This window comes from Pseudomonas sp. S2_E02, assembly GCF_054668355.1.
In genome coordinates this window covers 5,274,582-5,299,936 of the sequence record NZ_CP162761.1, presented here as the reverse complement: position 1 = coordinate 5,299,936, position 25,355 = coordinate 5,274,582, and the positions used below count along the sequence as shown (strand labels likewise).

General features: G+C 61.1%; 23 protein-coding genes and 1 pseudogene. 11 read left to right on the top strand and 13 right to left on the bottom strand.

The features are described from left to right. Positions 1 to 14 precede the first annotated feature (14 nt). The 7 genes from AB4O01_RS23700 to AB4O01_RS23670 are packed head-to-tail and all read left to right on the top strand — an operon-like array spanning position 15 to position 6,501. Positions 15 to 1,232: a type II and III secretion system protein family protein gene (locus AB4O01_RS23700; RefSeq protein ID WP_093430274.1), complete on the top strand. Its 1,218-nt coding sequence runs from the start codon at positions 15 to 17 to the stop codon at positions 1,230 to 1,232. Next, entirely contained in the window at positions 1,229 to 2,419 is a 1,191-nt protein-coding gene (locus AB4O01_RS23695; RefSeq protein WP_460089759.1) for an AAA family ATPase, read from the top strand. The genes AB4O01_RS23700 and AB4O01_RS23695 overlap by 4 nt, the downstream gene beginning before the upstream one ends. Further along, positions 2,416 to 3,684, top strand: coding sequence for a CpaF family protein (locus tag AB4O01_RS23690; RefSeq protein WP_460089757.1), 1,269 nt, complete (start codon positions 2,416 to 2,418; stop codon positions 3,682 to 3,684). Before AB4O01_RS23695 ends, AB4O01_RS23690 begins: the two co-directional genes overlap by 4 nt. An 18-nt stretch (positions 3,685 to 3,702) precedes the next feature. Then, positions 3,703 to 4,587: a type II secretion system F family protein gene (locus tag AB4O01_RS23685; RefSeq protein WP_460089756.1), complete on the top strand. Its 885-nt coding sequence runs from the start codon at positions 3,703 to 3,705 to the stop codon at positions 4,585 to 4,587. Position 4,588: 1 nt separating this feature from the next. Continuing rightward, the gene (locus AB4O01_RS23680; RefSeq protein WP_460089754.1) at positions 4,589 to 5,473 is read left to right on the top strand and encodes a type II secretion system F family protein; all 885 of its coding nucleotides are present in this window, start codon (positions 4,589 to 4,591) and stop codon (positions 5,471 to 5,473) included. Between the two features lie 22 nt (positions 5,474 to 5,495). Next, complete coding sequence (locus tag AB4O01_RS23675; protein WP_460089752.1) at positions 5,496 to 6,218, top strand: hypothetical protein; 723 nt, start codon at positions 5,496 to 5,498, stop codon at positions 6,216 to 6,218. A gap of 10 nt (positions 6,219 to 6,228) precedes the next feature. Further along, positions 6,229 to 6,501, top strand: coding sequence for a DUF3613 domain-containing protein (locus tag AB4O01_RS23670; RefSeq protein ID WP_093430268.1), 273 nt, complete (start codon positions 6,229 to 6,231; stop codon positions 6,499 to 6,501). Between the two features lie 118 nt (positions 6,502 to 6,619). Here the strand turns inward: AB4O01_RS23670 and AB4O01_RS23665 are convergent, their stop codons facing one another. The 4 genes and pseudogenes from AB4O01_RS23665 to AB4O01_RS23650 form a co-directional block, all read right to left on the bottom strand. Further along, positions 6,620 to 6,982, bottom strand: a complete 363-nt coding sequence (locus AB4O01_RS23665) for a DUF6124 family protein (protein ID WP_427120587.1) — start codon at positions 6,980 to 6,982, stop codon at positions 6,620 to 6,622. 529 nt (positions 6,983 to 7,511) lie between these two features. Continuing rightward, positions 7,512 to 7,871 (bottom strand): annotated as a pseudogene (locus AB4O01_RS23660) (DUF6124 family protein); the annotation flags it as partial. Between the two features lie 928 nt (positions 7,872 to 8,799). Next, positions 8,800 to 9,588, bottom strand: a complete 789-nt coding sequence (locus tag AB4O01_RS23655) for a response regulator transcription factor (protein ID WP_460089750.1) — start codon at positions 9,586 to 9,588, stop codon at positions 8,800 to 8,802. A 126-nt stretch (positions 9,589 to 9,714) separates the two neighbouring features. After that, entirely contained in the window at positions 9,715 to 10,185 is a 471-nt protein-coding gene (locus AB4O01_RS23650; RefSeq protein ID WP_460089747.1) for a prepilin peptidase, read from the bottom strand. Positions 10,186 to 10,260: 75 nt separating this feature from the next. Here AB4O01_RS23650 and AB4O01_RS23645 point away from each other — a divergent pair, with 75 nt between their 5' ends. Together AB4O01_RS23645 and AB4O01_RS23640 are read left to right on the top strand one after the other, a co-directional pair. After that, positions 10,261 to 10,704, top strand: a complete 444-nt coding sequence (locus tag AB4O01_RS23645) for a TadE/TadG family type IV pilus assembly protein (RefSeq protein WP_093430263.1) — start codon at positions 10,261 to 10,263, stop codon at positions 10,702 to 10,704. After that, positions 10,701 to 13,454: a PAS domain-containing sensor histidine kinase gene (locus AB4O01_RS23640; RefSeq protein ID WP_460089744.1), complete on the top strand. Its 2,754-nt coding sequence runs from the start codon at positions 10,701 to 10,703 to the stop codon at positions 13,452 to 13,454. The genes AB4O01_RS23645 and AB4O01_RS23640 overlap by 4 nt, the downstream gene beginning before the upstream one ends. Here AB4O01_RS23640 and AB4O01_RS23635 read toward each other — a convergent pair. The 5 genes from AB4O01_RS23635 to AB4O01_RS23615 form a co-directional block, all read right to left on the bottom strand. Further along, on the bottom strand, positions 13,451 to 15,439 hold the full coding sequence (locus AB4O01_RS23635; RefSeq protein ID WP_116255835.1) for a pilus assembly protein TadG-related protein: 1,989 nt from the start codon (positions 15,437 to 15,439) through the stop codon (positions 13,451 to 13,453). The genes AB4O01_RS23640 and AB4O01_RS23635 overlap by 4 nt on opposite strands. Positions 15,440 to 15,661: 222 nt before the next feature. Further along, positions 15,662 to 16,219 (bottom strand): DUF4136 domain-containing protein, encoded by a 558-nt coding sequence (locus tag AB4O01_RS23630; RefSeq protein ID WP_460089742.1) that lies wholly within the window; start codon positions 16,217 to 16,219, stop codon positions 15,662 to 15,664. Between the two features lie 54 nt (positions 16,220 to 16,273). Beyond that, positions 16,274 to 16,888: a DUF4136 domain-containing protein gene (locus AB4O01_RS23625; RefSeq protein WP_095047366.1), complete on the bottom strand. Its 615-nt coding sequence runs from the start codon at positions 16,886 to 16,888 to the stop codon at positions 16,274 to 16,276. Between the two features lie 12 nt (positions 16,889 to 16,900). Continuing rightward, positions 16,901 to 17,650, bottom strand: a complete 750-nt coding sequence (locus AB4O01_RS23620; RefSeq protein ID WP_099757894.1) for a methyltransferase — start codon at positions 17,648 to 17,650, stop codon at positions 16,901 to 16,903. Further along, positions 17,650 to 17,952: a nucleotide pyrophosphohydrolase gene (locus AB4O01_RS23615; protein WP_460089740.1), complete on the bottom strand. Its 303-nt coding sequence runs from the start codon at positions 17,950 to 17,952 to the stop codon at positions 17,650 to 17,652. The genes AB4O01_RS23620 and AB4O01_RS23615 overlap by 1 nt, the downstream gene beginning before the upstream one ends. A gap of 244 nt (positions 17,953 to 18,196) precedes the next feature. Between AB4O01_RS23615 and AB4O01_RS23610 the strand changes: the two genes are divergently transcribed. Together AB4O01_RS23610 and AB4O01_RS23605 are read left to right on the top strand one after the other, a co-directional pair. Then, the gene (locus AB4O01_RS23610; protein WP_007914623.1) at positions 18,197 to 18,490 is read left to right on the top strand and encodes a hypothetical protein; all 294 of its coding nucleotides are present in this window, start codon (positions 18,197 to 18,199) and stop codon (positions 18,488 to 18,490) included. Positions 18,491 to 18,762: 272 nt separating this feature from the next. Continuing rightward, a complete protein-coding gene (locus AB4O01_RS23605; RefSeq protein WP_460089737.1) occupies positions 18,763 to 20,112 on the top strand; it encodes an MATE family efflux transporter in 1,350 nt (449 codons plus the stop codon). On the opposite strand, the gene AB4O01_RS23600 is transcribed toward AB4O01_RS23605, so the two are convergent. The 4 genes from AB4O01_RS23600 to speA form a co-directional block, all read right to left on the bottom strand. Continuing rightward, positions 20,106 to 20,969: an alpha/beta hydrolase gene (locus tag AB4O01_RS23600; RefSeq protein ID WP_460089734.1), complete on the bottom strand. Its 864-nt coding sequence runs from the start codon at positions 20,967 to 20,969 to the stop codon at positions 20,106 to 20,108. The two genes, AB4O01_RS23605 and AB4O01_RS23600, sit on opposite strands and share 7 nt — an antisense overlap. Before the next feature lie 17 nt (positions 20,970 to 20,986). Beyond that, a complete protein-coding gene (locus tag AB4O01_RS23595; RefSeq protein WP_460089731.1) occupies positions 20,987 to 21,781 on the bottom strand; it encodes a DUF4123 domain-containing protein in 795 nt (264 codons plus the stop codon). Continuing rightward, entirely contained in the window at positions 21,778 to 23,121 is a 1,344-nt protein-coding gene (locus AB4O01_RS23590) for a type VI secretion system Vgr family protein (RefSeq protein WP_460089729.1), read from the bottom strand. The genes AB4O01_RS23595 and AB4O01_RS23590 overlap by 4 nt, the downstream gene beginning before the upstream one ends. A gap of 233 nt (positions 23,122 to 23,354) precedes the next feature. Then, entirely contained in the window at positions 23,355 to 25,268 is a 1,914-nt protein-coding gene (gene speA, locus AB4O01_RS23585) for an arginine decarboxylase (RefSeq protein WP_093430253.1), read from the bottom strand. Positions 25,269 to 25,355: the final 87 nt, after the last annotated feature.

Below are 25,355 nucleotides of genomic sequence, written 5' to 3'. Positions count from 1 at the left end.
AAGGATCCAAGGGCATGCAGAGTCGTTTCAGGCCGACATTCAAACCCATGCTGCGCGCCCTGTTACTGATGGGCCTGTCGATGGACGCTGCGTTCGCGGCAGTCGGCAATTGTTCGGCACTGGGGCGCATGCCGCCAGTGATCGAAATCGGCGAAGGGTTTCAGCAGGACGTGCAGTCCCCCGTGGCGATCACGCGTCTGGCGATTGGCGACCCGAAAATCGCCGATGTCCACGCCAACGGCAGCTCGTCCTTTCTGCTCACCGGTGTTGCACCCGGCGCCACCAGCCTGATGGTCTGGACGTCGTGTTCGAGCGAGCCGCGCCAGAGCATGGTCTTTGTTCAGGGCGCCGCCACTGCCGCGCTGAACAGCAGTCTGCCGTCGGATGATCCGAACCTGCCGTCGCAAGTGCAGACCGATATTCGGTTCGTCGAAGTCAGCCGCACCAAACTCAAGCAAGCCACCGCCTCGCTAATCGGCACGCGCGGCAACTTCCTGTTCGGTTCGCCCGGCACCCTTCCGCCGATTGACGGGGTGCCGCAGCCACGCCTGCCGGTGGACAACTCGCTGTTCAACTTCTCGTGGATCGGCGGCAAGACCATGGCAATCATCAACGCGCTGGAAACCAGCGGCTTCGCCTACACCCTCGCGCGGCCGAGCCTGGTCGCGCTGAACGGGCAAAGCGCAAGCTTTCTGGCCGGCGGTGAAATTCCGATTCCGGTGCCCAGCTCCGGCAGCGACAGCGTGTCGATCGAATACAAGGAATTCGGCATCCGCCTGACCCTCACGCCGACCATCATCGGTCGCGACCGCATCGCGTTGAAGGTCGCCCCGGAAGTCAGCGAACTGGACTTCAGTAACGCCGTACAGATCGCCGGCACCACTGTGCCGGCGCTGACTATCCGCCGCACCGACACCAGCGTGTCGCTGGGCGATGGCGAGAGTTTCGTCATCAGTGGCTTGATCAGCACCACCAACAGCTCGCAGGTGAACAAGTTTCCCGGCCTCGGTGACATCCCGGTGCTCGGCGCTTTTTTCAAAGGCTCGCAGATCAAGCGCGAAGAGCGCGAACTGCTGATGATCGTCACCCCGCATCTGGTGCAGCCATTGGCCGCCGATGCCCAGTTGCCGTCGTTGCCCGGGGAAAAACTGCGCAATTACGACCCGAATTTCTACCGCATGTTCTTCTTGGAAAACGGCAATTTCGACAAGCGCAGCGGGTTATCGCAATGAGCCAGAACCTGAGCCAGACCTTTCTCGCCATCACCCGCAACAGCACCGATCTGGAGTGGCTGCAGGGCGCACTCGCGCCGCTCGGTCAGGTAGTCAGCGCCGGTGGCGGCAGCCTGGACGAGCTGCTGGCGCTGGTGGATGTCACCTTTGCCAGCCTGGTGTTCGTCGGCCTGGATCGCGAACATGTGGTCGCCCAGAGCGCGTTGATCGAAGGCGCGCTGGAGGCCAAACCGATGCTGGCGATCGTGGCCCTCGGCGACGGCATGGACAATCAGCTGGTGCTCAATGCCATGCGTGCCGGGGCCCGGGATTTTGTCGCCTACGGTTCGCGCTCCAGTGAAGTCTCCGGGCTGGTGCGACGCTTGAGTAAGCGCCTGCCGCCCGTGGCGCCGAATACGCAACTGGGCGGCCTTACGGTCATGTATGGCGTGCAGAGCAGTTCCGATGGCGCACTGTTGGCCAACCACATGGCGCTGGTGGTGCAAAAGAGCGGTCAGCAAACCTTGCTGCTCGATCTCGGGCTGCCGCGCGGTGACAGCCTCGCCCTGCTCGGGCTGGAAAGTTCGTTTCACTTTGGCGATGCCCTGCGTCACTTGCGCCGGCTCGACGCCACGCTGATCGACAGCGCCTTCACCAGCGCTGAAGCCGGCTTGCGCATTCTCGCCTACGCCAGCAACGACGAGCCGCTGGAAAACACCAGCGCCGCCGAGCTGTACATGTTGCTCAGCGCCTTGCGCCAGCACTTCCAGCACATCGTCGTGAACCTCACCGGGCAGACCGACAGTGAAGCCTTGCGCACCTTTGTCAGCCACTGCGACAAGTTGCTCTGGTACACCGACCAGAACGTGCTCAACTGCCGGCGCAACCTCGCCGTGCTCAATCTGTGGCGGGAAAAAGGCATGAAGCTCGACCACGGGCGGCTGCTGATCGACCGTTACTTGAGCAACGTTGCGCCCAATTCGGAAACCCTCGGCAAGACCTTCAATCTGGAAGTGATCGCCACGCTGGCCCTCACTCCCGAAGTGCGCCTGAATGCCAAAAACCAGGGCGTCAGCCTGTTCGAACTGGCCCCGCGAGAAAAACTCACCCAGAGCCTGCGCGCCCTCGGTGAGCGCCTGGCCAAACGTTCCGAGGGTCTGGCCAAGCCCAAAGTCACCTGGTTCGACCGCTTGCGAGGCACCTCATGAGCGCAGAAAAACTCTTCGGCGCTGCGCCCCGCAGCAGCAGCGGCAACAGCGATCACGAAGGCCTGAAACTGGTACTGCATCGCTACATCATCGACGCCCTCGAAGAGTCGGGGAAAAACCTGCTGGAAGGTTCTCGTCAGCAACTCGCACAGTTCGTCACCGACAAGGTCGCCGAGTACATCGCCCGTTTGCACTTGGCGATATCGCGCTACGAAATGGAGCGGCTGGCCGAGGAGATCGTCGACGAACTCACCGGTTTCGGCCCGCTGGAAGTGTTGCTGCGCGATCACTCGGTGACCGAGATTCTGGTCAACGGCCCGCATCGGGTATTCATCGAACGCGACGGTGTGCTGCACCAGAGTGACCTGCGGTTTATCGATGCGCATCACGTCGAACGCGTGATGCAGCGCATCCTTGCACCGCTCGGACGGCGCCTCGACGAGTCCTCACCGATGGTCGACGCACGCCTGCCCGATGGCAGCCGGGTCAATGCGATCATTCCGCCGATTGCCCTCGACGGCCCCTGCCTGTCGATCCGCAAATTCCGCAAGGACATGCTTAAAAGCAGCGACCTGATCGCCATGCAAACCGTCGACCTGTCGATCTTCGAGTTTTTCCAGGATGCCGTCGGCAAACGCTGCAACATCCTGATCAGCGGCGGTACCGGCACCGGCAAAACCACGCTGCTGAATATTCTCAGCCAGTTGATCAACCCGCACGAACGTCTGGTGACCATCGAAGACGTCGCCGAATTGCAGCTCGGCCACCCCCACGTGGTGCGCCTGGAAACCCGTCCGCCGAATGCCGAAGGCCACGGTGAAGTGAAGGCCAGCGACCTGATCCGCAATGCCCTGCGGATGCGCCCCGACCGGATCATCCTCGGCGAGATCCGCGGTGTCGAAGTGGTCGATGTACTCACGGCGATGAACACCGGCCACGACGGTTCGATGAGCACCGTGCACGCCAACAACGCCCAGGATGCCCTGCTGCGCCTGGAAACGCTGGTCGGTCTAACGGGCCGTTCCATCGCCGAACGTACCCTGCGCCAGATGATCTGCGCCGCCCTCGACGTGATCATCCAGCTGACGCGCATGCCTGACGGGCGCCGTTGCGTCAGCGAGGTCGTGGAAGTGGTCGGCATTCGCGAAGACGTCTACGTCACCAACACGCTGTTCCGCCTCGACCGCCGCAGCGGTTTCGGTTTCCTGCGCGAAGCCGTCAATCCGGCCGGCGACAAGCTGCGCCACGAGACACATCTGGGCTGACGGCAAGGAGCATCGAGCATGCTGGGAGCGATCATTCTCATTGTTATCTGCCTGACGCTGCTGGGGCTGTCGATTCGCCTGTTTTTGCAAGGCCTGCGCAAGACCGCCACGGAAAAAGTGCTCAACCGACTGGCCGCCGGACAACCGCAACTGGCTGCCGAAAAACCGGCGTGGGTTGGCCTGGAACGGATGTTTCTGCGCGCCGGGCTGGGCCGTCCGACCGAGCGTTTCGGCCTGTGGCTGAGTCTGTGGGCGCTGGCGATGGCGCTGGGGTATTTTCTTGCCGACTGGATCGGCCTGCTGCTGATGATCGTCATACCGCCACTGCTGTTGCGGCTATACATCGCCATTCTTTACCAGCGCCGGATCAAACGCATGATCGAGCAACTGCCGCAGTTGCTTGATCACACCGTGCGTAGCCTGAAGTCCGGGCGCACCCTGAGTGACGCGGTCATGGGCGGCATTGAAGCCAGCGAAGATCCGTTAAAAACAGCAATGGGCCGGGTCCAGCGCAACGTACAACTGGGGGTGAACCTGCCCGATGCGGTCAGTGATTTTGCCGAGCTGTATGAACAGGATGAACTGCGCATGTTCGCCCTCGGCCTGAAGGTCAATCATCGCTACGGCGGCAACGCCAGCGAGCTGCTGGAGAACCTGATCAAACTGATCCGCGAACGCGACCAGGGCGCCCGCCAACTGCGCGCCCTCACCGGCGAAACGCGCATGACCGCGTGGGTGCTCGGCTCATTGCCGCTGCTGCTGGTGAGTTACTTCATGCTGACCAACCCCGGCTACATGCTCGGGATGTGGAACGACGCCAGTGGTCAGCACATGTTGATCAGCGCCGCCGTGCTGCAAGTGGTCGGCAGCCTGGCGCTGTGGCGCATGTTGAGGAGCGTCTGACATGGTCTGGCTCGCGGCACTGATGTTGCTGCTCGGCGCCTTGATGCTGGTGATCAATCACCTGCTGATGGAGCGGCGCCGGGTGCGTCAGATCAATCAGCGCCTGCAAGGACAACTGGTGCGCGAGAATCGCTTCGGCAACTGGTTGCGCGCATTGGGCAGCAGTAAGTTCGGCCAGCGTTCGGTGAGCATCGACAGCGAAACCCAGACCCTGCTCAACCGCATCGGCTGGCGCCGGGCCAATGAACGCGCGCTTTTTGCGGCCTGCCAGATCGGCACGCCGCTGCTAACGTTGGGTTTGGCAATTTTTCTGCAAGAGGTGTTTTTCCCCCAGGCTGACAACCGCTGGATCGTGCCGATGCTCGCTACCGGCGGCGGTTATCTGCTGCCTAAACGCTTGCTGGCCTACGCCGCAGCACGGCGGCAGAAAACCATCTCAGTGGAGGTTTCGACGTTTATTCCGCTGCTGCGCATCCTCTTCGAATCCGGCATGGCAGTGGAACAAGCCCTGCGTGTACTCAGCGTCGAAGCGCAAAAACTGTTGCCGGAACTGACCAGCGAACTACGCCTGATCCTGACCCGCGTCGACTCTGGCCTGGAACTCGGCCAGGAGTTGAACAAAGCCGCGGTGATGCTTGCCGTGGACGAATTCAGCGACACCTGCGTGATCCTCCAGCAACTGATTCAACAGGGCGGCGGCGCGATGAAATCGCTGCTGGCGCTCAAGCAACTGCTGGATGACCGGCGCCTGACGCGCTTGCAGGAATACATCTCGAAAATGTCGGCGAAGATGTCTGTAGTGATGATGCTGTTTCTGTTTCCGGCACTGCTGATCGTCCTCGCTGGCCCCGGCTTCACCGCGATAGCCCGGGCGTTCGCAAACTGACCTTGCTCATGGAGAGCGTTTGATGAAAGTACTGATAGTCATGGCAAGTCTGTTGCTGCTCGGCGGTTGCGCCACCGACGGCCAGGCACCCTGGACAGCGCTGCTGGCACCGAGCAGTTGCAGCAAGATGACCCAGGAGCAAGAGCTGGCCCTGAACCTCGCGGACGATCTGGCCAACGACGGCAAACTGCACGCCAGCCTGGCTAACCTGCAAAGCCTGCCGGACAACATCAGCGAAGTGCGCCTGCGCAAAGCCAAGGTCTATCGTCTGCTCGGCCGTAGCGAAGCCGAGCCGCTGTACCGCGGCCTGCTCGGCGGCTGCCTGACCGCCGAAGCCGAACACGGCCTCGGTCAGCTCTACGCTGCTCGCGGCGATAACGGCCAAGCCCAAGCCCACCTGCAACGCGCCGCGCGCCTGGCCCCCACCGACGAAAAAATCCGCAACGACCTGGGCGTGGTCTACCTCAACCAACTGCGCCTCAACGACGCCCGTTTCGAGTTCCTCACCGCCATCGAACTCAAGCAGAACAACCAACTGGCAACCCTGAATATGGTCACCCTGCTGCTGTACCAGAACGATTGGCCACAAGCCGCCGAAATCGTCAGCCGCGCCAAACTGACCCCGCAACAATTCACCGAAGCCCAGGAACGCGCAGAAAAACTCAAAGCCCCGGTCAAGGCCAAACCGGCCACGAGCAATCAAGTGGCCGCCGTCGCTGACCCGTTGCCGTCATCACTCAAATAAGGAGACAGCCATGAACCCCTTCAAAGGCCTGTGCTACCTGACCCTGCTCAGCCTGCCCCTCAGCGCCGCCGCCATCGACGCCGGCCCCGCCTCGGCGCAACAACAGGAAACCGAAGGCTGGCTGGTCCTGCAAAGCCGCAACAAAGCCGCCTCCCCCAAACCCCAAACGGCGACTGCGACCGAACGGGATTTGGCAATGCAGCGCTGGCTGAAGAAGTACAAATACGAGATTCCGGATTTTTATGATCCGGATGCGGGTGGGAAGATCGAGAGCAAGAATTAGTGATGGGGTGACCTTGCGAGCGCTTTCGCGAGCAGGCTCGCTCCCACCTTTTGAAATGCACTCCACCTGTGGGAGCGAGCCTGCTCGCGAATAACGATGACGCGGTGTGCCTGGCGGATCAGGCCTGCGGATCCACCCGATCCAGTGCCCGGTTTACCGCCAGCTCGGCCAGCATGATGATCTGCTGAATCGCCAGCGCGGTATTGCGCTCCGGCCGACCCAACTGATCGGCAAAGTTACCCGCCAGCGTATTGGCCGAAGCCAGGGATTCGCAGGCATGGGCGAGCAGGCTTTCGGTATCGATTTTCGGATGGATGAGAAACATCGTGCTCGGTTGGTGGGGTTTCGCGGGTTCGGGGCAGAGGTAGAAATCGAGGGCGCGTTTGATGGCCTCGCGGTTTTTGACGAGGTCGTCGGCGCGGATAGCTTCTTCGAGCGGGGTCGTGGGTTCGGTGGGTGGGTCGGGGATCAGTTTGTCCATAACAACTCCTACTTGGCTGAGGAGCCAACCTTTGTCGTTTCCACACGACAAAAGGTGGCAGCTGTACGCAGGGTGGAAAACCGATAAGTAGGCAACCGGCCAGACCGAAGCCTGCCCGCGCACAGCCGCCGCGACACAGTTTGCAGACGAAAGAAGACGCCGACAATGATTGCGGTAGCGATGCAACGCATCTACTTGAAATTCAGGTTTCCACACCCGGTCGCTGAATTGGCAGCGACAGCCAGAGACTAGAGAGCGCACGTCCGACGGACAACCTGAAAACCGTGTGGGAAGGTTCCGGTTATCTGCCACACATTTAAACAGCCAAAAGCCAACCCTCACCCTAGCCCTCCCGAAACTTCGGACCGCCCATAGGGAGAGGGCTGGGCGGGCGGCGTTTCCGATGAGGGGCGAATCCAACGCAAATCAGAAGCCGTCCCCCTGTGCTCTCCCACAGCTGAAATGCATTTCAAAATGTAGGAGCGAGCCTGCTCGCGAAGAACGATGACGCGGTGTGCCTGGCGGGTAAGGTCTGTGGGTCCACCCGATCCAGTGCCCGGTTTACCGCCAGCTCGGCCAGCGTGATGATCTGCTGAATCGCCAGCGCGGCATTGCGCTCCGGCCGACCCAACTGATCGGCAAAGTTACCCGCCAGCGTATTGGCCGAAGCCAGGGATTCGCAGGCATGGGCGAGCAGGCTTTCGGTATCGATTTTCGGATGGATGAGAAACATCGTGCTCGGTTGGTGGGGTTTCGCGGGTTCGGGGCAGAGGTAGAAATCGAGGGCGCGTTTGATGGCCTCGCGGTTTTTGACGAGGTCGTCGGCGCGGATGGCTTCTTCGAGCGGGGTGATGGGTTCGTGGGGTGGGTCGGGGATCAGTTTGTCCATTGAAACAATTCCAAAGTCTTTGCCGCCACCCACTGCCATTCTCACGGGGCAAAAGGTGGCAGCTGTATGCGGGGTGAGAATACCGGTTATGGACACCCGGCCAGACCGAAGTCTGCCCGCACACAGCCGCCATGACACATTGCAGACAGCAGACAAGCTGGCGGCGATTATGCGTGCACAGAAACTGGATGACCATAAATTGCCGGGTTCTCACACCCGATCGCTGAGTGTTCAGCGACAGTCAGAGACTAGAGAGAGCACGTCTGACGGACAACCTGAAAACCGTGTGGGAAGGTTCCGGTTATCTCCAACAAATTTAAACAGCCAAAAGCCAACCCTCACCCTAGCCCTCTCCCGGAGGGAGAGGGGACTGACCGAGTTGGCTGGGGGAGCTACGCCGACGTGAAAGACCGAGTCGAATTCAGACTCTGAAACAGATCAAAAGCCCCTCACCCTAGCCCTCTCCCAGAGGGAGAGGGGACTGACCGAGTTGTCTGGTAGAGCTACGCCGACATGAAAGACCGAGTCGAATTCAGACTCTGAAACAGATCAAAAGCCCCTCACCCGCTCCTAACCACTCAACAGGATGAGCGTTAGCTCGGCTGCAGCTTTTGATCTGCTGGCCCCTTCGGCAGGCTGAGTGGAGGGATTTATCCGGGGGTGGGAGCGCAGCGACCGTTTGGCGAAGCCAAACACATCGAGAGGAGGTGCAGCGAAGCAAACCGTAGACGATGCCCCCGGATAGATCCCGGAACGAAGGAACCCCGAGCCCTAGCGAGGGGCCGAACGCCGGGGCCCAGCCTTTTGGTTACTTTTTGGCGTCTGAAAAAGTGACCCGCTGTAAGAGCGGAACCGCCAGCAGCAACACCCGCAGCAACGGATATTCACCCAAAACCCCAAGAACCTGGTCGGCCCACAGGCCGCCAAGTCAATGCGCCGTAACCCGCTGCCGCGCAGCAGAAGCACTCGGCGAAAGAGCCAAAGCCAACTGCGTCCGATTATGCATATGCGTCAACCGCAACACCTGCGAAACATAAAGCTTCACCGTGTTCTCGGTAATCCCCAACTCACAGGCAATCTGATAATTGGTCTGCCCCTTGCCCACCAACCGCGCCACATCCAATTGCCGCGGCGACAACTGATTGAAAATCTCCGGCATCTCCTGAGCCTCCGCCTCGGCAGGCTCACCGCCCAACCCATCACGAACCACCGCCGAAGGACTACGCCGCACCTTGTCCAGATCCTGATAAAGGTCATCAATCGACTCAGACAGATACTGCAACTTCTGATTCAAATGCCCCAATTGCAGATTCTTCTGCCGCTCCTGGAGCGCCGCCTCCTGACGCCGCACCCCGTCGAGCAACTCATCCAGATCAATCGGCTTCTGATAATAATCGGCAATCCCGGCACGCAATGCCTTGATCACATCCTGCTTGTCGGCACGCCCAGTGAGCATGATCGCCTCAAACACCCGACGCTTGCCCGCCAAACGCTGCAACGCCTGAATCAGTTGAATGCCATCCATGTCCGGCATGTGCAGATCACTCAGCACCAGACCGATTTCCGCGTCCTCACTGAAACGCTCGATAGCCTGCAGACTGGATTCGCATGGCACACAGCGATAACCGTTGCTTTCAAGAAACTCGCACAGCTCCTCCACGATCAACGGCTGATCGTCGACCACGAGGACTTTTACCGCAGACGTAAGCTTGTTCACGTGCTACTCCATGTCCCAGGCCAAAGCTGACCATTCCTGTACTGCCAGCCTTTGGCTGTATAACCAGTTCATTTGAAAGTAGACGTACTTTCCGACTATGTACATAGAACTAGTGGCGCTTGGCGACTAGTGGATCCAAAGCATAACGAGCACTGCACCGACCAGCACGAACGGTGCAAATGGCAGCTTTTTTGACATGCTCGGGGCCAGATATCGCAGACGTTCTCTAAGCCCTTGACTCATATGGAGCCAGACTCTTGGCGCCAGCAGCATCCAGATCAGGCTGGCGACGCCCGCCCCTATAAATACGCCAAGAATAAACAGACCGTCCGTCGCAAGACCGAGGGCTGTCATTAATTTCACATCGCCGGCGCCCATGCGCCCCATGAAAAAACCCGGCAGGGTCAGCGCCAGCGCGATCAGGCAGGCCCAACCGCCCTGCCCCGCCTCAGCGCCCAGCCAAGTGCTGCCGGTCCACAACAGCCAGATCAGCGCCAGCGCCGCCGCACCGAGCGTCAGCCCATTGGCAATGCGTCGCTGGCGGGCATCTTGCGCCGCGCACAGGCCCAGCCAGATCAGAAGGAGAAAACTGTACATCCGGTAAAAACCGTCCATTTTTGCGGAATGATTCTATGCTGAGACTACGCAGTGACAGTCAGGGTAGACGCACTCATGAAAACCGGCTTTCGCAAGTCGCAAAAAGGTGCGGTGGCGATTGAGTTCGCCTTGGTGTTCATCATCTTTTTCGCCGTGTTTTACGGCCTGGTCAGTTACAGCCTGCCCTTGGTGATGATGCAATCGTTCAATCAGGCCACGTCCGAAGCCGTGCGCCGCAGTGTCGCGGTCGATCCCAACACACCCAACTATTCAACCGTGGTGATCAACACCGCGAATGCCACGCTGACCCAGCAATTGTCCTGGATCCGTCCGATCTTCAACCTGGTGGTCGGCGTTGACACCAGTGTCGAATACAGCGCGACGGGCCTGCTGACAGTGCAAGTGAATTACCCGGTCAGCAAGCTCAATCAGGTCATGCCGTTTCTGGTTCTGCCGGGCATCGGCACGGTACCCAGCCTGCCCACCTACCTGACCGCCAAGTCGAGTCTGCAATTTTGACGTCGGGAGACAAACTTTTCGGGCGTTTGCTCAAACGCACACCGCCCGCCGCCCATGAGTTGCCCGACCCACTCGGTTCACCCGCAACAGGCTTGCACCTGTACCTGAACGACGACGGTGACGTGCTGCAAATGGCCGGGCCGCTGCGGCATCTGCTGGCGCAGTTCAAACCTCAAGATCAACCCCTGCCAATCAGCACTTATCTGCTGCCCCACAGCACGCTGACCATCGAAGGTCGGCCGAGGGAGTGGCAGGGGCTCTTGCTGGATCTCGACTTCTGCGGCCTGGGCGAGCAGACCGTGCACGTGCGTGGCTGGGTTCAACCGCTGGGCGAGGGCTGGCTGATGCAGTTGATCGATATCGCCGACTTGTTGCTCGAACGCCAACAATCGCGCCAGCGTGATGCCTGCCAATTGCTCGCCGGGCAGATCAGCGAACAGTTGCGCGCATGCAGCCAGGCGCGGTTGCCGACGATCGTCAGCGAACAATTGCAAATGATCGCCCAGCGCTGGCACATCCCTTGTCTGGCGCTGGCCTTGCTCGATGATGAGCAGCAGGGCTGGCAGATCTATCGTCAGCATCGCGCCCACGATGCGCCGAACCTGTGGCACGACCAGCAACGTCTGGGCACGCCGCTGGACAGCCTGAACGGTGCCGCGCCGCAACGTGTCGGCGCGCATCAGGGCCTGGATGAACATTCGCGAGTGCAGGTTCTGTTCGGCAGTGCCGAAGGTTTCGCGGTGCCGTATAGCGATGAACACGGTGTGGTGGCCTGGCTGCTCTGTGGGTTTTATCCCGTGGACAGCGCCGCACCATACCTGACCGAGCGTGACTGGATGGCACTGCTCGGCGCGCTGGCCGGGCCGTTGCTGGGGCGCCTGCGCGAACAGCAGCATCACTTGCAACTGGAGCGCATCGAAGCGCTGCAAACCCTATTGGGTGCAGGCTGGTGGGAGATTTTGGCAGGCGACAAGCACATTCAACTGGCACCCGCGCTGGCGGCGGTCTTGAACGTGAACCCTGGCGGATTACCGCTGGAAGACTGGCTGACGCAAATCCATCCCGCCGACCGCGACGAGTTGCGCAGCCGTCTGCACGCTTTGCAACAACACGGTGAAGCCCTGACGCTGTCGGTGCGTCTGCACGACGGCAATCCCGCGCAAGCGCCCACGTGGTATCGCGTACAGGGCCAACTGATTGGCAGCGGCGAGCACCGCCGGCTGGTCGGTTTCATGCTCGACATCAGCGACATCCAGAACCAGCAACAACGGGCCGCCGCTGCGCATGCGCGGCTGGACAACCTGATTGCCAGCTCGCCCGCGGTGATTTACGTCCAGCACTACCAGGAAGGCGCGCTGATCCCGGCGTTCTTCAGTGCCAGCCTGCAACCCTTGCTGGGCTGGAACCTTGAGGACTGCAGCGACGGTGCTCTGGTCGAGATGATCCATCCCGAGGATCGCGAGGTGTATTTCGCCCGCAGCCGCCAGTTGCTGCGCGAAGGTTCGGTGCGCAGCCGTTATCGACTGCGCGACCGTCGCGGCGAGTATCACTGGTTGCTCGATGAAGCCCGTCTGCTGCGCAATGACCTCGGCCTGCCAGTCGAAGCGGTCGGTTTGTGGCTGGACGTCACCGAGGCGACCCTGGCAGCCGAACAGGTGAAAAAAAGTGAAGAGCGCTATCGGATTCTGGTGGAAGACTCGCCGGCAATGATCTGTCGCTATCGCCCGGATCTGATTCTGACCTTTGGCAACCGGCCGCTGGCGAAGTATCTGGAATGCACGCCGGAGGAAATGCCAGGGGTCGATCTGGGCAGCTGGATGTCCGAGGAACAACGTACTGCGTTCGTCCAGCGTCTCGCTGCACTGACTGTGGAGCAACCGGTGAGCACCGCGGAAATCAGCCTGCAACTGCCCGGCAGAGAACATGCCTGGTGGGTGTGGTCCGATCGCGGCGTGTTCGATGAGCACGGCCAGTTGATCGAAGTGCAAGCGGTAGGCCGCGACAACACCGAGGTGCGCCGCTCGCAGCAGCAACTCACACAAAGCGCGAAAATGGCCACCCTTGGCGAAATGGCCACCGGCCTCGCCCATGAAATCAATCAGCCGCTGAACGTGATGCGCATGGCCATCGTCAACGTGCTCAAGCGCCTGGGCAACGGCGATGTGCAGGTCGATTACCTGACCGACAAGCTCAATCGCATCGATGCGCAGGTGCAGCGTGCAGCGAAAGTCGTCGATCACATGCGCGTATTCGGTCGACGTTCGGAGATCGAGCAGCAACTGTTCAACCCGGCCTCGGCCATTGAAGGCACGCTGTCGCTGCTGGCCGAGGGCATGCGCGGCAAAGGCGTGGATTTGCGCATCAGCGAGACCGGGTTCGAGGTGCGAGTGCGCGGCTACGTCGATCAGCTTGAACAGGTGTTGATCAATCTGATGGTCAACGCGCGGGATGCGTTACTGAGCAAACGCGAGAAGGACTCAAGCTTCAAACCGTGGATCTCAATCTACGCTGAACGTGATGAGCAGCATGTGCGACTGTGGGTCGAGGACAACGGGGGCGGCATCGATCCGCGTTTGCTGGAGCGGATTTTCGAGCCGTTTTTCACCACCAAACCCATCGGCGTCGGCACCGGGCTGGGGCTGTCGGTGAGCTACGGCATCATCGACAACATGGGCGGCGAGTTGAGCGTGCGCAACTCGGTGGAGGGCGCGCGGTTCTGCATTGAGTTGCCAGTTGCCGTGGACGCCTAGATCACCAGATAGGCCTTGCCGGTCTGGCCGCAGGTCATGTTGGCACCGACGTCGACATCCATCAGGTTAATGCCCAGGCCTTTGAGCAGGTTGTTCAGCAGCGGGTCGAGCAACGGGCTGACCAGGTTGGTCACCACCGGCAGCAGTTTGCTGGTGACATCACTGATCAACGAGGCAACGCCGGTAACAACGGCACCCAATGGATTGCTGCCCTGGGGTTTGTAGACGATCAGGTTGATCCCCGCGAGGGTGTTCGACAGGCTGCCGACGATGTTACTGGTGGGTGCGGCTGACTGAATGCTTGGGGGTAATTTGAGGTTGGCCGGGGTGGCGAATGGCGTAGCGCTGGAGAACACCAGATCCTGAGTGTTTTGCGCAACGCTGGTGTCGAGCATGATCGCAATGCCGCCAGCGCCGTATTGAATATGGGTGGAGGGGTCGCAAGTCCCGATGCCCAGAATCTTGTGGCAGGTGACGATTCCCAGATCAACCAACGGTAATGGCGTGACAGTCGGTTCGGCGGCCGAGGAAAAGGCGTTGGCAGGGTCGATCTTGCCGAGTTTGAGGTCGGCAATGGATGTGATGGTGTGGGCAGTCAGGCTTTTCGTGCCTGTTGTCCCGGTTGGGCAGCTGTAATCGGTGACATAGCTTTTCGCGCCACCAGCATCCAGGCTGATGTCAATTTCGGGGGATGGCAAAAGGAGTGGGTCAAGTTGCTGGCAACCGGCGCAGGCGACCGAACTCAGGACTGCTACCAGATTCAGACTCAGGACTGCATTGAGCGTCGGCGTCAGTCCCGCGACCAATCCCAACACCGCGTTGGTCAGTCCCGTGACCCCGGACAGCACCGGCAGATTCACTGAGACCAGCGTGCGCACCTGCGCCGTACGCACATAAATCCGGTCCGGCCCGGTCGGATTGACCTTGGCCCGCGCCGGATCGCCAATGGCGGAAAACTGCGGCGGCTCGATCACTTTCACCCGCACCGTGACATTCGCCAGCCCGAGCACGCTGATCGGCAACGTCGCCGCCACCGCACTCTTGCTGTTGGCCAGTTGCACCACGCCTTGAATCAGTTGCAGCAGTTGCAGATTGGCGTCCAGCCCTGCTGCCGTGGTCCCGGTCTGCAATTGCAGAATGTCACCCAGTTTGACCGGCGCCGCGTTGACCGCCGCCACCTGCAATTGGCCCAGCGCAGTGATCACTTGGGCGGTCGCACCATTGAGTTGCACCACCGTCGCGGCGGCCTGAATCAGTTGCGTCACCGTGGCCTGAGTGTTGAGTAATTGCGTGTAATTGCCGGCCGCGACATTGAGATTGATCGCCAGCTGATCAAGGTATTTCAGCAAGTTGATATCAGTGTTCAGCAAACCGTCCCAGCCTAGCGCGGTGAGATTGACGTTACCGCCGAGCAACCCGGAAAACAGCGGATTGAGGATGTTCGACTGGGCCGTATCGATGCTCGCCAGCGTGCTGCGAATATTCAGCTGGGCGACCGTTGGCTGCGGTTTGGCGGCCACCGCCGAGGCATTCAGCGTGGTATTGAGACTGACCGGTGTACCGCTGAACAAGGCTTGTACGCCGCCGGCAAAACTGGTGATCACCGTGCGACTGGCGACGACTTTGACCGCAGCCATTTGCGTGGCATCCACGGCGAACGTGCGTAAACCGCTGGCGGCAGTCACCAGGGTGCCGCACGTGGTGGCGAGGGTGTTGCTGGCGTCGACAACGTAGCCGTTGCGCACGGCGCTTTGCCCGGCGTAACTGGCAGCGCTCAGCCCCGGCAGGCAATTGCCGCCACGACTGACGGCTTCGAGGGCGGCGTTGTCCACCACCCGCTGCAATTTGCGTTGTTCCATGTACAAGCGGCCGGTGTCGACCACCAACAGCAGCATCACCACCGCCAGACTGAGGGTGGCCGCCGCCATCAAGCCAATCGCCCCGCGCTGCCGGGCCGGGCTGGTGAATCGCGAACGAGGCGACATGGCGCACTCCTTTGCCGCAAGCTCCATTGGTGCAACTGAGTGTAGACGCGCCTAATGGCAACGCACCATTTCGAACAGACAAACATCCCTGCTCGCGAAGGCGTCGTGTCGGATAAATAACAGTTGAATGACACCCGGCTTTCGCGAGCAGGCTCGCTCCCACATCAGAATTTAGGGTGGAACAAAAAATGGGAGCTCAACAGCTCCCACTTTTTAACGGATTCAGCGCGGTGGATAGTTGGCCAGAATCCGCCCGACAGTCTCGCGAATGGCATTGCTGCGATCTTCGGGATTCGGCTTGCCGGACAGCATCTGCTCATCGCTGCCGCGCCACACCAGTTTGCCGTCCTTGCCGTCGAGCAGGTCGATCTGGATGGTCGCGACCTTGTAAGTGATGTTGCGCGTTTCGTTGTACATCGGCGCGCCCCAATAACCGTTCCACGGGCCACCCCAACCGCCGCCATAGTTGGTCGTCACTTGCTGCTGACGATCCTCGACGATCAGATAAGTCTGCACATTCAAGTCACCCTTGGCCCCCGCCGCCGCAGGACGCAAACCGCGCTGGTCGAGCTGATCGGCGACGGCCTGGCGGATGCGCTGTTCGGTCAGGTCGCTTTTGATTCGTGGATCATCGGGGCGATATTGCAGGGCGGGGTCTTTCCAGCTCCAGCTGCGATAGGCGGCAAAGTCGCGGCTGGCATCGAAGTCGTGGTTGACCTGGTTGGCGGCGCAGGCGCTGAGCAGCGCGGCCATGGCCAGTAGAGCGAGACGGCGGAACATGGTTTTTCTCCGGTGGAAGACATGAACCTGCGGCAGCTTCCCGTTGGCAGAAAGCTAACTCGGAGGATACGCCGACATGGCCTTTTCCACAGCTTCGCGGATCGAATCGGTGCGATCGATTTCGCTGCCCTTGTTCGCGGTTTCGGCACTGGCGCTCCAGACCGGTTGCCCGCTGCCGGCGTCGAACAGATTGACCTGCACCACCACGACCTGCTCCGAATACGTGCGCACGATCGGCACCGTGTTGTACATGCCATAACCGCGACCATATCGATCGTAGCCGCCGTATCCGCCGCCGTAGTAGCCGTAGTCGTCCTGGACCTGCCGCAAACGGGTTTCCAGCCGCAGATCGGCGCTGACCAACAGGTCGGCCGGGCGGTTGTCGTGCAACGGGCGCAAACCGCGCTGATCGAGGGCATTGCTCACCGCTTCGGCCACTTGCGCCGAGTCCGCCCACGCCGTACCCGGCGGCAACTGCCCGTTGAGCCAGGCCCAACTGCGATAGCGTCCGTAGTCACGCGGCGGCGCCGGGTAAGCGCTACGGTCGAAGGTGGTGGCGGCTTGCGCCGGCGCCGGCGGCAGGGGCCGCGACTGCGCCACGTACGGGTTGCTGCCCTGGCAGGCAGCCAACCCCAGACAGATCAGCAATAACCCGGATTGAGCTTTCATGTCGCGCTCCGATCAGATCGGCCGGCAGATCCAGTGCAAGTAGCGCCCAAGCCCGGCGAAGCTTGGGTGACGGCGGTGAGCGAGCTCCATCTCGAGCAAATCCGCGAGTTCGGCGCGGGCCTGGAATTCCACCGGCATGTAGTCGTGAAAAACCCGGATCCCGCTCTGGGTTTCGACCTGCCACAGGCCTTCGAGTTGCGTTGCCAATTCCCGTGGGTCGAGAGGCTGCTGCGGGGTCAGGCTCTGCTTTTCCCCAGCCATGCTGTTCTTGCGCATTTTCTTGAAATGGCCTTTGAGCAGGTTGCGGTAGATCAGCGCATCGCGGTTGTAGAACGCCAGCGACAACCAGCCGCCGGGCTTGGTGAGTTGGTGCAGCACCGGCAGGATCGCGTGGGGTTCGGCGAGCCATTCGAGCACGGCGTGGCAGATCACCAGATCGTACGGTTCAGTGAGTTGGCCGAGCAGTTCCTGCCACGGCGCCTGAATGAATGTTGCGGTTTGCCCGGCTTCAGCAAAACGCTGGCGCGCGCCTTCGAGCATCGGTGCGGCGGGCTCGGTGAAGGTTACGTCATGGCCGCGCTCGGCCAGCCACAGCGACATGTGGCCAAGACCACCACCGATGTCGAGAACGCGCAACGGACGATCCGGCAGTGCCTCGATTAGGTCGGCCTGCAACACCGCGAGGCGAATCGCGCCTTTCGCGCCGCCATAGATTTTTTCGGCGAACCGCGTCGCCAACTGATCGAAATGCCGGTCGCTCATCAGCTGAACCGCCGTTCGCTGTCGGCAAGCTTGGCGCGCACCACTTCATTCATGTCCAGGCCCAACTCGCTGCACAGCAGCAACAGGTACGACACGATATCGCCGACTTCCTGCCCGGCGTGGGCGAGTTTGTCGGCGGGTAACTGGCGCGACTGGTCTTCAGTCAGCCACTGGAAGATTTCCACCAGTTCGGACATTTCGACACTGGCCGCCATGGCGAGGTTTTTCGGGCTGTGAAATTGCCGCCAGTCATTACGGTCGCGAATGGCGTGCAGGCGTTCGGTCAGTTCAACAAGGTTCATCGGGTTCTCCTGAAGGCGTATAGCTTCGGGGGGATACCCACCAAAGGCAAGCGGCGCAGGTGATCTATGTGGGAGCGAGCCTGCTCGCGAAAGCGCTGTGTCATTCAACCCATCAGTTAACTGATCCACCGTATTCGCGAGCAGGCTCGCTCCCACACAGAATGGGTGCAAACCTTCTATCATGCAGGGAACTCGGCCACCCGCGTTGTGGCCCAAGGCTCAGCTCTTTCATCAGGATGCACACATGCAGGTAGAAAGCTTTTTCGAATGGCTCGGGCAGGCGCTCGGTTCAGTCATCCGCTTTATCGTCGATGGCCTCAGTGGTTTGTTCAACATTCTGAGCAATGCCGGTGGCAACTTTGTCGACGGCCTGGCCAAAACCCTGGGCATGGACACCTCGATCATCAGCATCATCGCCCTGATTGTCGGGTTGATGCTGTTGTGGTCGGCGATTCGGGCGTTCATGAATGCGTCGATCATTGCCGGGATCATCTGGTTGTTGCTGGGGTTGTGGCTGCTTAGCTGGATTATTCATTAACCGCTTGAAGAGCCCCTCATCGGAACGCCGTCCGCCTAACCCTCTCCCGGAGGGAGAGGGGACTGAATGGGGGATATTCAAGAGCTACACCGACTTGAGCGAGCTTCAGCGAATCCATAATCGGCACATTCTCTCAGGTCGATGGATGACGCCAGACACCTCGGTCGGCCCCCTCTCCCTCTGGGAGAGGGCTGGGGTGAGGGGGTTGTTTCTGTCAGACACAGCAAATCCTCCATGAATCGTTACAATCCCCGCTCCCCCAAGGAGCCCGCATGTCTACTCTGATCGCCGACTGGCGCGACCGCCCGACGCACCGCAAGGTCTGGGCACTCGCCGCGCCCATGATTCTGTCCAATATTTCCGTACCGTTGGTGGCGCTGGTCGACAGCACCGTTATCGGCCACTTGCCCCACGCCCATCAATTAGGCGCGGTGGCGGTCGGTGCCAGCCTGTACACCTTTCTCGCCTGGGCCATGGGCTTTCTGCGCATGGGCACCACCGGGTTTGCCGCGCAAGCCGCCGGGCGCAGCGACGGTGCGGCGTTGCGGCAGATTCTGTTGCAGGGCTTGCTGCTGGCGATGGGACTGGCGCTAGTGCTTGGCACTTTGGGTGTGCCACTGAGTGGTGTTGCGTTGCACTTCATGCAACCGTCGGCGGAGCTGGATCAGCTCACTCGGGACTTCTTCCACACGCGGCTATTCGGCCTGCCAGCGGCGCTGGCCAGTTATGCGCTGGTCGGCTGGTTCCTCGGCACACAGAACGCCCGGGCACCGCTGGCGATTCTGCTGACCACCAACCTGATCAACATCGTCCTCAATCTGTGGTTCGTCATCGGCCTGGACTGGGGCGTGGTCGGTTCGGCGCGGGCCTCGGTGATCGCCGAATGGAGCGGCGCCCTGCTCGGCCTGCTGCTGACCCGCAAGGCGCTGCGCGCGTACCCGGGGCACATCGCCTGGGCGGCGCTGAAAATCTGGCAGAGCTGGCTCCCGTTGCTGGCGGTCAACCGCGATATCTTTATCCGCAGCCTGGCGCTGCAATCGGTGTTTTTCCTGATCACCGTACAAGGCGCGCGACTGGGTGATTCGACGGTGGCCGCCAACGCGCTGCTACTCAATGGCTTGCTGCTGACGGCGCATGCGCTGGACGGTCTGGCCCATGCCGTCGAAGCCTTGTGCGGACACGCCATCGGCGCCCGTGACCGTCTGGCCCTGCGTCGCTCGCTGGTGGTGGCCGGCGGCTGGTCACTGATCGCCAGCCTCGGCTTCGCCATGCTGTTCCTGCTGGCCGGGCACTTGTTCATCGAGATGCAGACTGACATCCAGAGCGTGCGCGACACCGCGTTCGTCTACCTGCCCTACCTCGCCGTGCTGCCGCTGATTGCAGTCTGGAGCTACCTGCTCGACGGTTTGTTCATCGGCGCCACCCGCGCGCGGGAAATGCGCAACGGCATGCTGATCACCGTGGTGCTGTTATTGCCGTTCGCTTGGGCGCTGCAAGGTCTGGGCAATCACGGGCTGTGGATATCTTTTCTGCTGTTCATGGTGTTGCGCAGCCTGACCCTCGGTGCGCAAGCCTGGTGGCTCAAGCGCAACGATGGCTGGTTCAGTGGCGGCGTTCACTGACTCGGCGTGTGGGCGATAAACCCGACCACCTGATCGAGCACCGGCGCCAGACGCCGCAACGGCCGCGACAGGGTCGCCACCAAGGTTATGTGGCTGGGCCGCGAGTAATACAAATCCTGCGCCGGCACACCGGCCTCGCGCAGCTTGCTCGCAAGGCCACCGGTGTTGCGCGTCGGGTTGACCAGATCATCCCGGCTTGCCGCAATCAACAGCGCAGGCGGTGCGCCGCGACTGACATGGTTGATCGGCTGCGACTGCGGCGGTGAATCCGGCCAGAAGAACACCGGGCGCACCTCGGGATTCTTGATCGGCAGAAAATCATACGGCCCGGCCAGACCGATCCAGCCTCGTACATCCCTGGGCGACATGCCCACCGCCGCGAGCCATTCGCTGTCCAGCGCGAGCATCGCCGCGTTGTACCCGCCCGAGCTGTGGCCCATCAGATACAAGCGCTGCGGGTTGCCGGAAAACTCGTGGATATGCGCTTTGGTCCATGCCACCGCACGCGCCCCGTCTTGCAGGAACAGCGGATAGCGCACCTGTGGATACAAACGGTAATCCGCCACCACGGCAACAATCCCTCGGGACGCCAGCGCTTCGCCGACAAAGCGGTAGTCGACGCGCGAACCGCTGTTCCAGCTGCCGCCATAGAAAAACACCACCACCGGCGCGCCGGGCATCGGCTGATGCGGCACATACACGTCGAGCTTCTGCCGCGGATCGTCGCCATAGGCGATGCCCACAGTTTTGGCGTACGTGCTGTCCGGAGTCAACGCATTGAGCACCTGCACCGGCGAACAACCGCCCAGCACCAGCAGCAAAACGATCCCCAACCCTTGCCGGAATAAACCTGCCATACGCGCCGAACCTCGCCTCAGGACTGATCGCTGCGCCACTGGCGCCGCACATGGTCAAGCCGCTGCTGTTGGGTCAGCCCCACCGGCGGTGGCACCAGCACGGCTCGCGGATGCAGCAAGCGTAGCCATAACCAGCCATCGAGCACGGTGCGGTCGCTGAATCCCAGCGTCAGGCCTTGATGCACATGGGAGGCCATCGTCGCGTAATCGGTTCCCAGCGATTGGCACCAGCGCCAGATATGCTGCTCCAGCAAGCAGGTTTGCAGGCGTTCGCGCTGGCGCCGGGTCAGGCTTTCTTCGATGCTCAGCGGCTCGACGGCTAGCCCCGGGTTGCGCAACTGCTGCCAGCCCAGACTGCCAATGGCCCGGTCGGCCCAAGTGCCACCGAACCAGCGCAGCTGACGAATCGGCCCGAGCCAGCGGCTCAGCTCAGCGGCATCGCAGGCATCGAAAAAATAGCTCGCGGTCTGCCGGTTGTAATAGCTGAGCAAAGCCCGGTGGTTCAATCCAAACGACACCGTGAGCATGCGCTGCAAGTGACTCAGCAGTTGTTGCGCCGCAACCTCACTGCTCAGCAACAGCCCGCGCCAGGTGTTCGGGTCGCTGTGACACAACGCGGCCAATGCCGGGCAGTCACGCAGCTCGATCAACACCGGGCCGTGCTCGCTGACCGGTTCGAACTCAGTGCCTTCGAACAGGCTGAAACACTGCACACCGGAAAAAGCCCGGTGCAGGGTCAGCAAGGCCTGCGGTGCATCCGGGCCATCGAGCAACAGCCACTGCGCCATGGGCTCAAGCGCCGCGCCATTCATGTTGCGCCGCTCTGTTCAAGCGCGGTGACCAGTCGGCAACTGCACACCGATTGAGCGCAATGGTTGAAACTGCCGCCGCCGGGGATCAGGCACAACAGCAGCAACGGTTCACCGCAAGTCAGCAGTTGCTGCAAGCCGTCACTCACCAGGCTGTTGGGCAGAGGCAACGGCAGGTCATCATCGGTGTCGGCAACGGCGGATGGCGGCTGCAGCACGCCGCTGATCATCGGCTGATCCGGATCCCCCTCAAAGAAACTCACCACCACCTCGACACCCTCGCTCAGCGCCGCCATGGACACCTGCGTCAGGGACGGCGCAAGCGGTAGCCAACAATGACTCGGAGCGGCCCCTTCGCCCTGGTAGAGCCAGTCGAATTGCACCGCCACCGGACGCATCCGGTCAGGCTGCGGCTCATCGACCGCCACCACCCAGGCCCGTTGCAGGCTGTGCATGCGCAGGCGCGATGACGCTGTAGCCGATGTGTACGGTACTTGCACCGTGCCGAACAGGCGGTTGACGTAGGGAGGTTCACGGGATGGATCGGCGCGATGTTCAATGCGTGTGAGCAACCACGGCCGATTGCATTCAGCGAAGGGATGACCGGCCAACCGCAGCCAGTGACCGCTGCGCAACGCTGGCAGTTCACTCTGGCCTTCAGCCCGTTGCACACCCGATAAACTGCTCCCAATTGCACTTTGCAATTGCCATTGCCGCAACGCGGGTGACCTATCTTGCCCGTCGTCCCCGCGCGGATACTGCGCGGTACCGGCCACGGGTAACTGCGCCGGATCATCGGCGAACACCAGGCAATGCCGGTCGCGATCGTGTTCAAAGTAGTAGTGAATCCGCGCCTGCGCACACAAGCGCTGGAGCAGTTGCAAATCGGACTCGCGGTACTGCGTGCAGAACGTCCGGGCCGGGTAGCCGCCGGACAGATCGAAGCGGCGCTGGGCACCAACAATCCCGTGCTCCCTGAGCACTTGTTCGATGATCTGCGGCACCGAACGGCCACTGAAGATGCGCTGGCTGAAGCGCAGCGCGAGGCAACCGAGTTTCGGCCCCAGACGGATCCGGCTCAATCTCGAACCCTCTGCGTGTTCATGCTGGACAAGGCTCTGCAATTGCCCGTGCACGCCCTCCCCCGACGGCCCGAAACAGAGGAACGCCGAACGGTATAGCAGGCCGGCGAGATCCAGGTGCGGATCGTCGATCAACACATCGATCTCGAACGCAAAGGATTCGCTGAGGGCTTCGCTACCGGTAAAGGCCAGGACTTCGAAAGGGTCGGACAGGCCCGCTACATCGAGACGAAAGGACGACTCGTTGACTGGTTCGAACATGGGCGGATCTCTACAGGAGGGGCGGTCGGGGATTCTCGCCGAGAGCCATGGCCGAGTAGAGAGCTGAAGTACAACTTAGGAAATGACCTACGCGAAAAGCAGACCGGATGACTTTGCTGGCCGGGAATGCCATGGATTTCGCGAAGATTTTGGGAGATATCCCACCGGATCATCCGAATTTTCCGCCACGCTCAGGAAAAATTCAGACAACCCGGCAAGATCGCCACCTGGCCTCAGGAAGACAGGTAGGAGGAGCGGGTCAGGCCCAGACGCAAGGCATCGAGAAATTGCGTGCGCTCGCTGGCACTGATGCGGGCACTGGCGCACTTGTCGCGGTAGTGAGTCATCAGTTCTTCCGGCGACAAGTGCACGTAACGCAGCATGTCTTCGATGGTGTCGTGGGTCTCGATACCGGCGTGGTACACGCTGCCATCGGCGTTCTGGTAGATGTTCACCGAGTCGGTGTCACCGAACAGGTTGTGCATGTCGCCGAGGATTTCCTGATAGGCGCCAACCAGGAACACGCCCAGCAGGTAGTCTTCGCCTTCATTCAAACCGTGTACCGGCAGGCTGGTCTCGATGCTCTGCTCGTCGACGTACTGGTTGATCTTGCCGTCGGAGTCGCAGGTCAGGTCTTGCAGCACCGCGCGACGCAGCGGCTCTTCATCGAGACGGTGCAGCGGAATGATCGGCAGGACCTGATCGATTGCCCAGGTGTCCGGCAGGCTCTGGAATACCGAGAAGTTGCAGATGTACTTGTCGGCCAGCTTGTCGTTGAGTTCGTCGAGCACTTGGCGGTGCGAACGCTGACGTGCTTTCAGCGAGTTGTGCAGGCGACGGCACACGGCGAAGTAGCACTGCTCGGCCAGGGCTTTTTCCGCCAGGGTCAGTTTGCCGTCGGCGTACTGCGCGGCTACATCGCTCATGTAGTGGGTGGCGCGCCAGTAGGTTTCTGTGACCATTTCGATGTCGGTCGGGCCGAGCAGGTCAACCAGCCACTGCACGGTTTCCGGCAGGTTTTCCTTGTTTTCGATCAGCGGGATTTCGTCGTTATGCTTCTCGACGTCGGTTACCTGCACCACCAGCATGGCGTGGTGCGCGGTCAGCGAGCGGCCGCTTTCGGAGAAAATGTGCGGATGCGGCAGGCTCTGCGCGTCGCAGAATTCCTTGAGCATGCCAACCACGACACCGGCGTAATCGTCCATGTCGTAGTTGATCGAGCTGGCGTTGCGCGAGTGCGTGCCGTCGTAGTCGACGCCCAGACCGCCGCCGACGTCGATGTGATCGACCGGCAGACCGAGATTGCGCAGCTCGCCGTAGTAACGGATCGCTTCCTTGAAGCCGTGCTGGTAATCAGCGAGGTTGGCGATCTGCGAGCCCATGTGGAAGTGCAGCAGGCGAATGCCCTGATCCAGGCCTGCCGCGCGGAAACGCTCGACCACCGACAGCAGTTGTGCTGCCGACAGACCGAATTTGGATTTCTCGCCACCGGTGTCCGCCCACTTCGACGACGCCAGCGACGACAGACGCACGCGCAGGCCGACCTGTGGCTTGACCTTGAGCGAGGCGGCTTCTTCGATCACCAGACCGACTTCGGATTCTTTCTCGATGACGATGAAGACGTTGTGGCCAAGCTTCTGGCCCATCAGCGCCAGACGGATGAACTCGCGGTCCTTGTAACCGTTGCAGACGATGGTGCCGCCCTTCGGCGCCAGCGCCAGCACGGCCAGCAGCTCAGGCTTGGAGCCGGCTTCCAGACCGATGGAGACGTCCTGGGTGGCGATGATGTTCTCGATCACCGCTTCTTGCTGGTTGACCTTGATCGGGTACAGCGCGGTGTATTTGCTCTGGTACTCCAGGCGCTCGATGTTCGAATCGAAGGCACCGGTCAGTTGGCGAACACGGTCTTGCAGAATGTCGGGGAAGCGAACCAGCAACGGCAAGGACAAACCGCTTTTGCGCAGTTGGTCGACTTGTTCGAACAGGTCGATAGGCGAGCTGCTCGGACCGTTCGGACGAACTTCGACGCGACCGGCGTCATTGATCGCGAAATACCCGGCCCCCCAATGGCGAATCCCGTAAACACTGCGGCTGTCCGCAACTGTCCATTGGCTGCCATCGTCTTTGCGTGTGCGTCGTACGGACATCGAAGTCCCCTATAAAGAAGTCATAGTGCGTCGCCTGATCTCAGGCCGGCGCATTCTAAAGAATGAAAATGACGGTTTGTCAGCGCG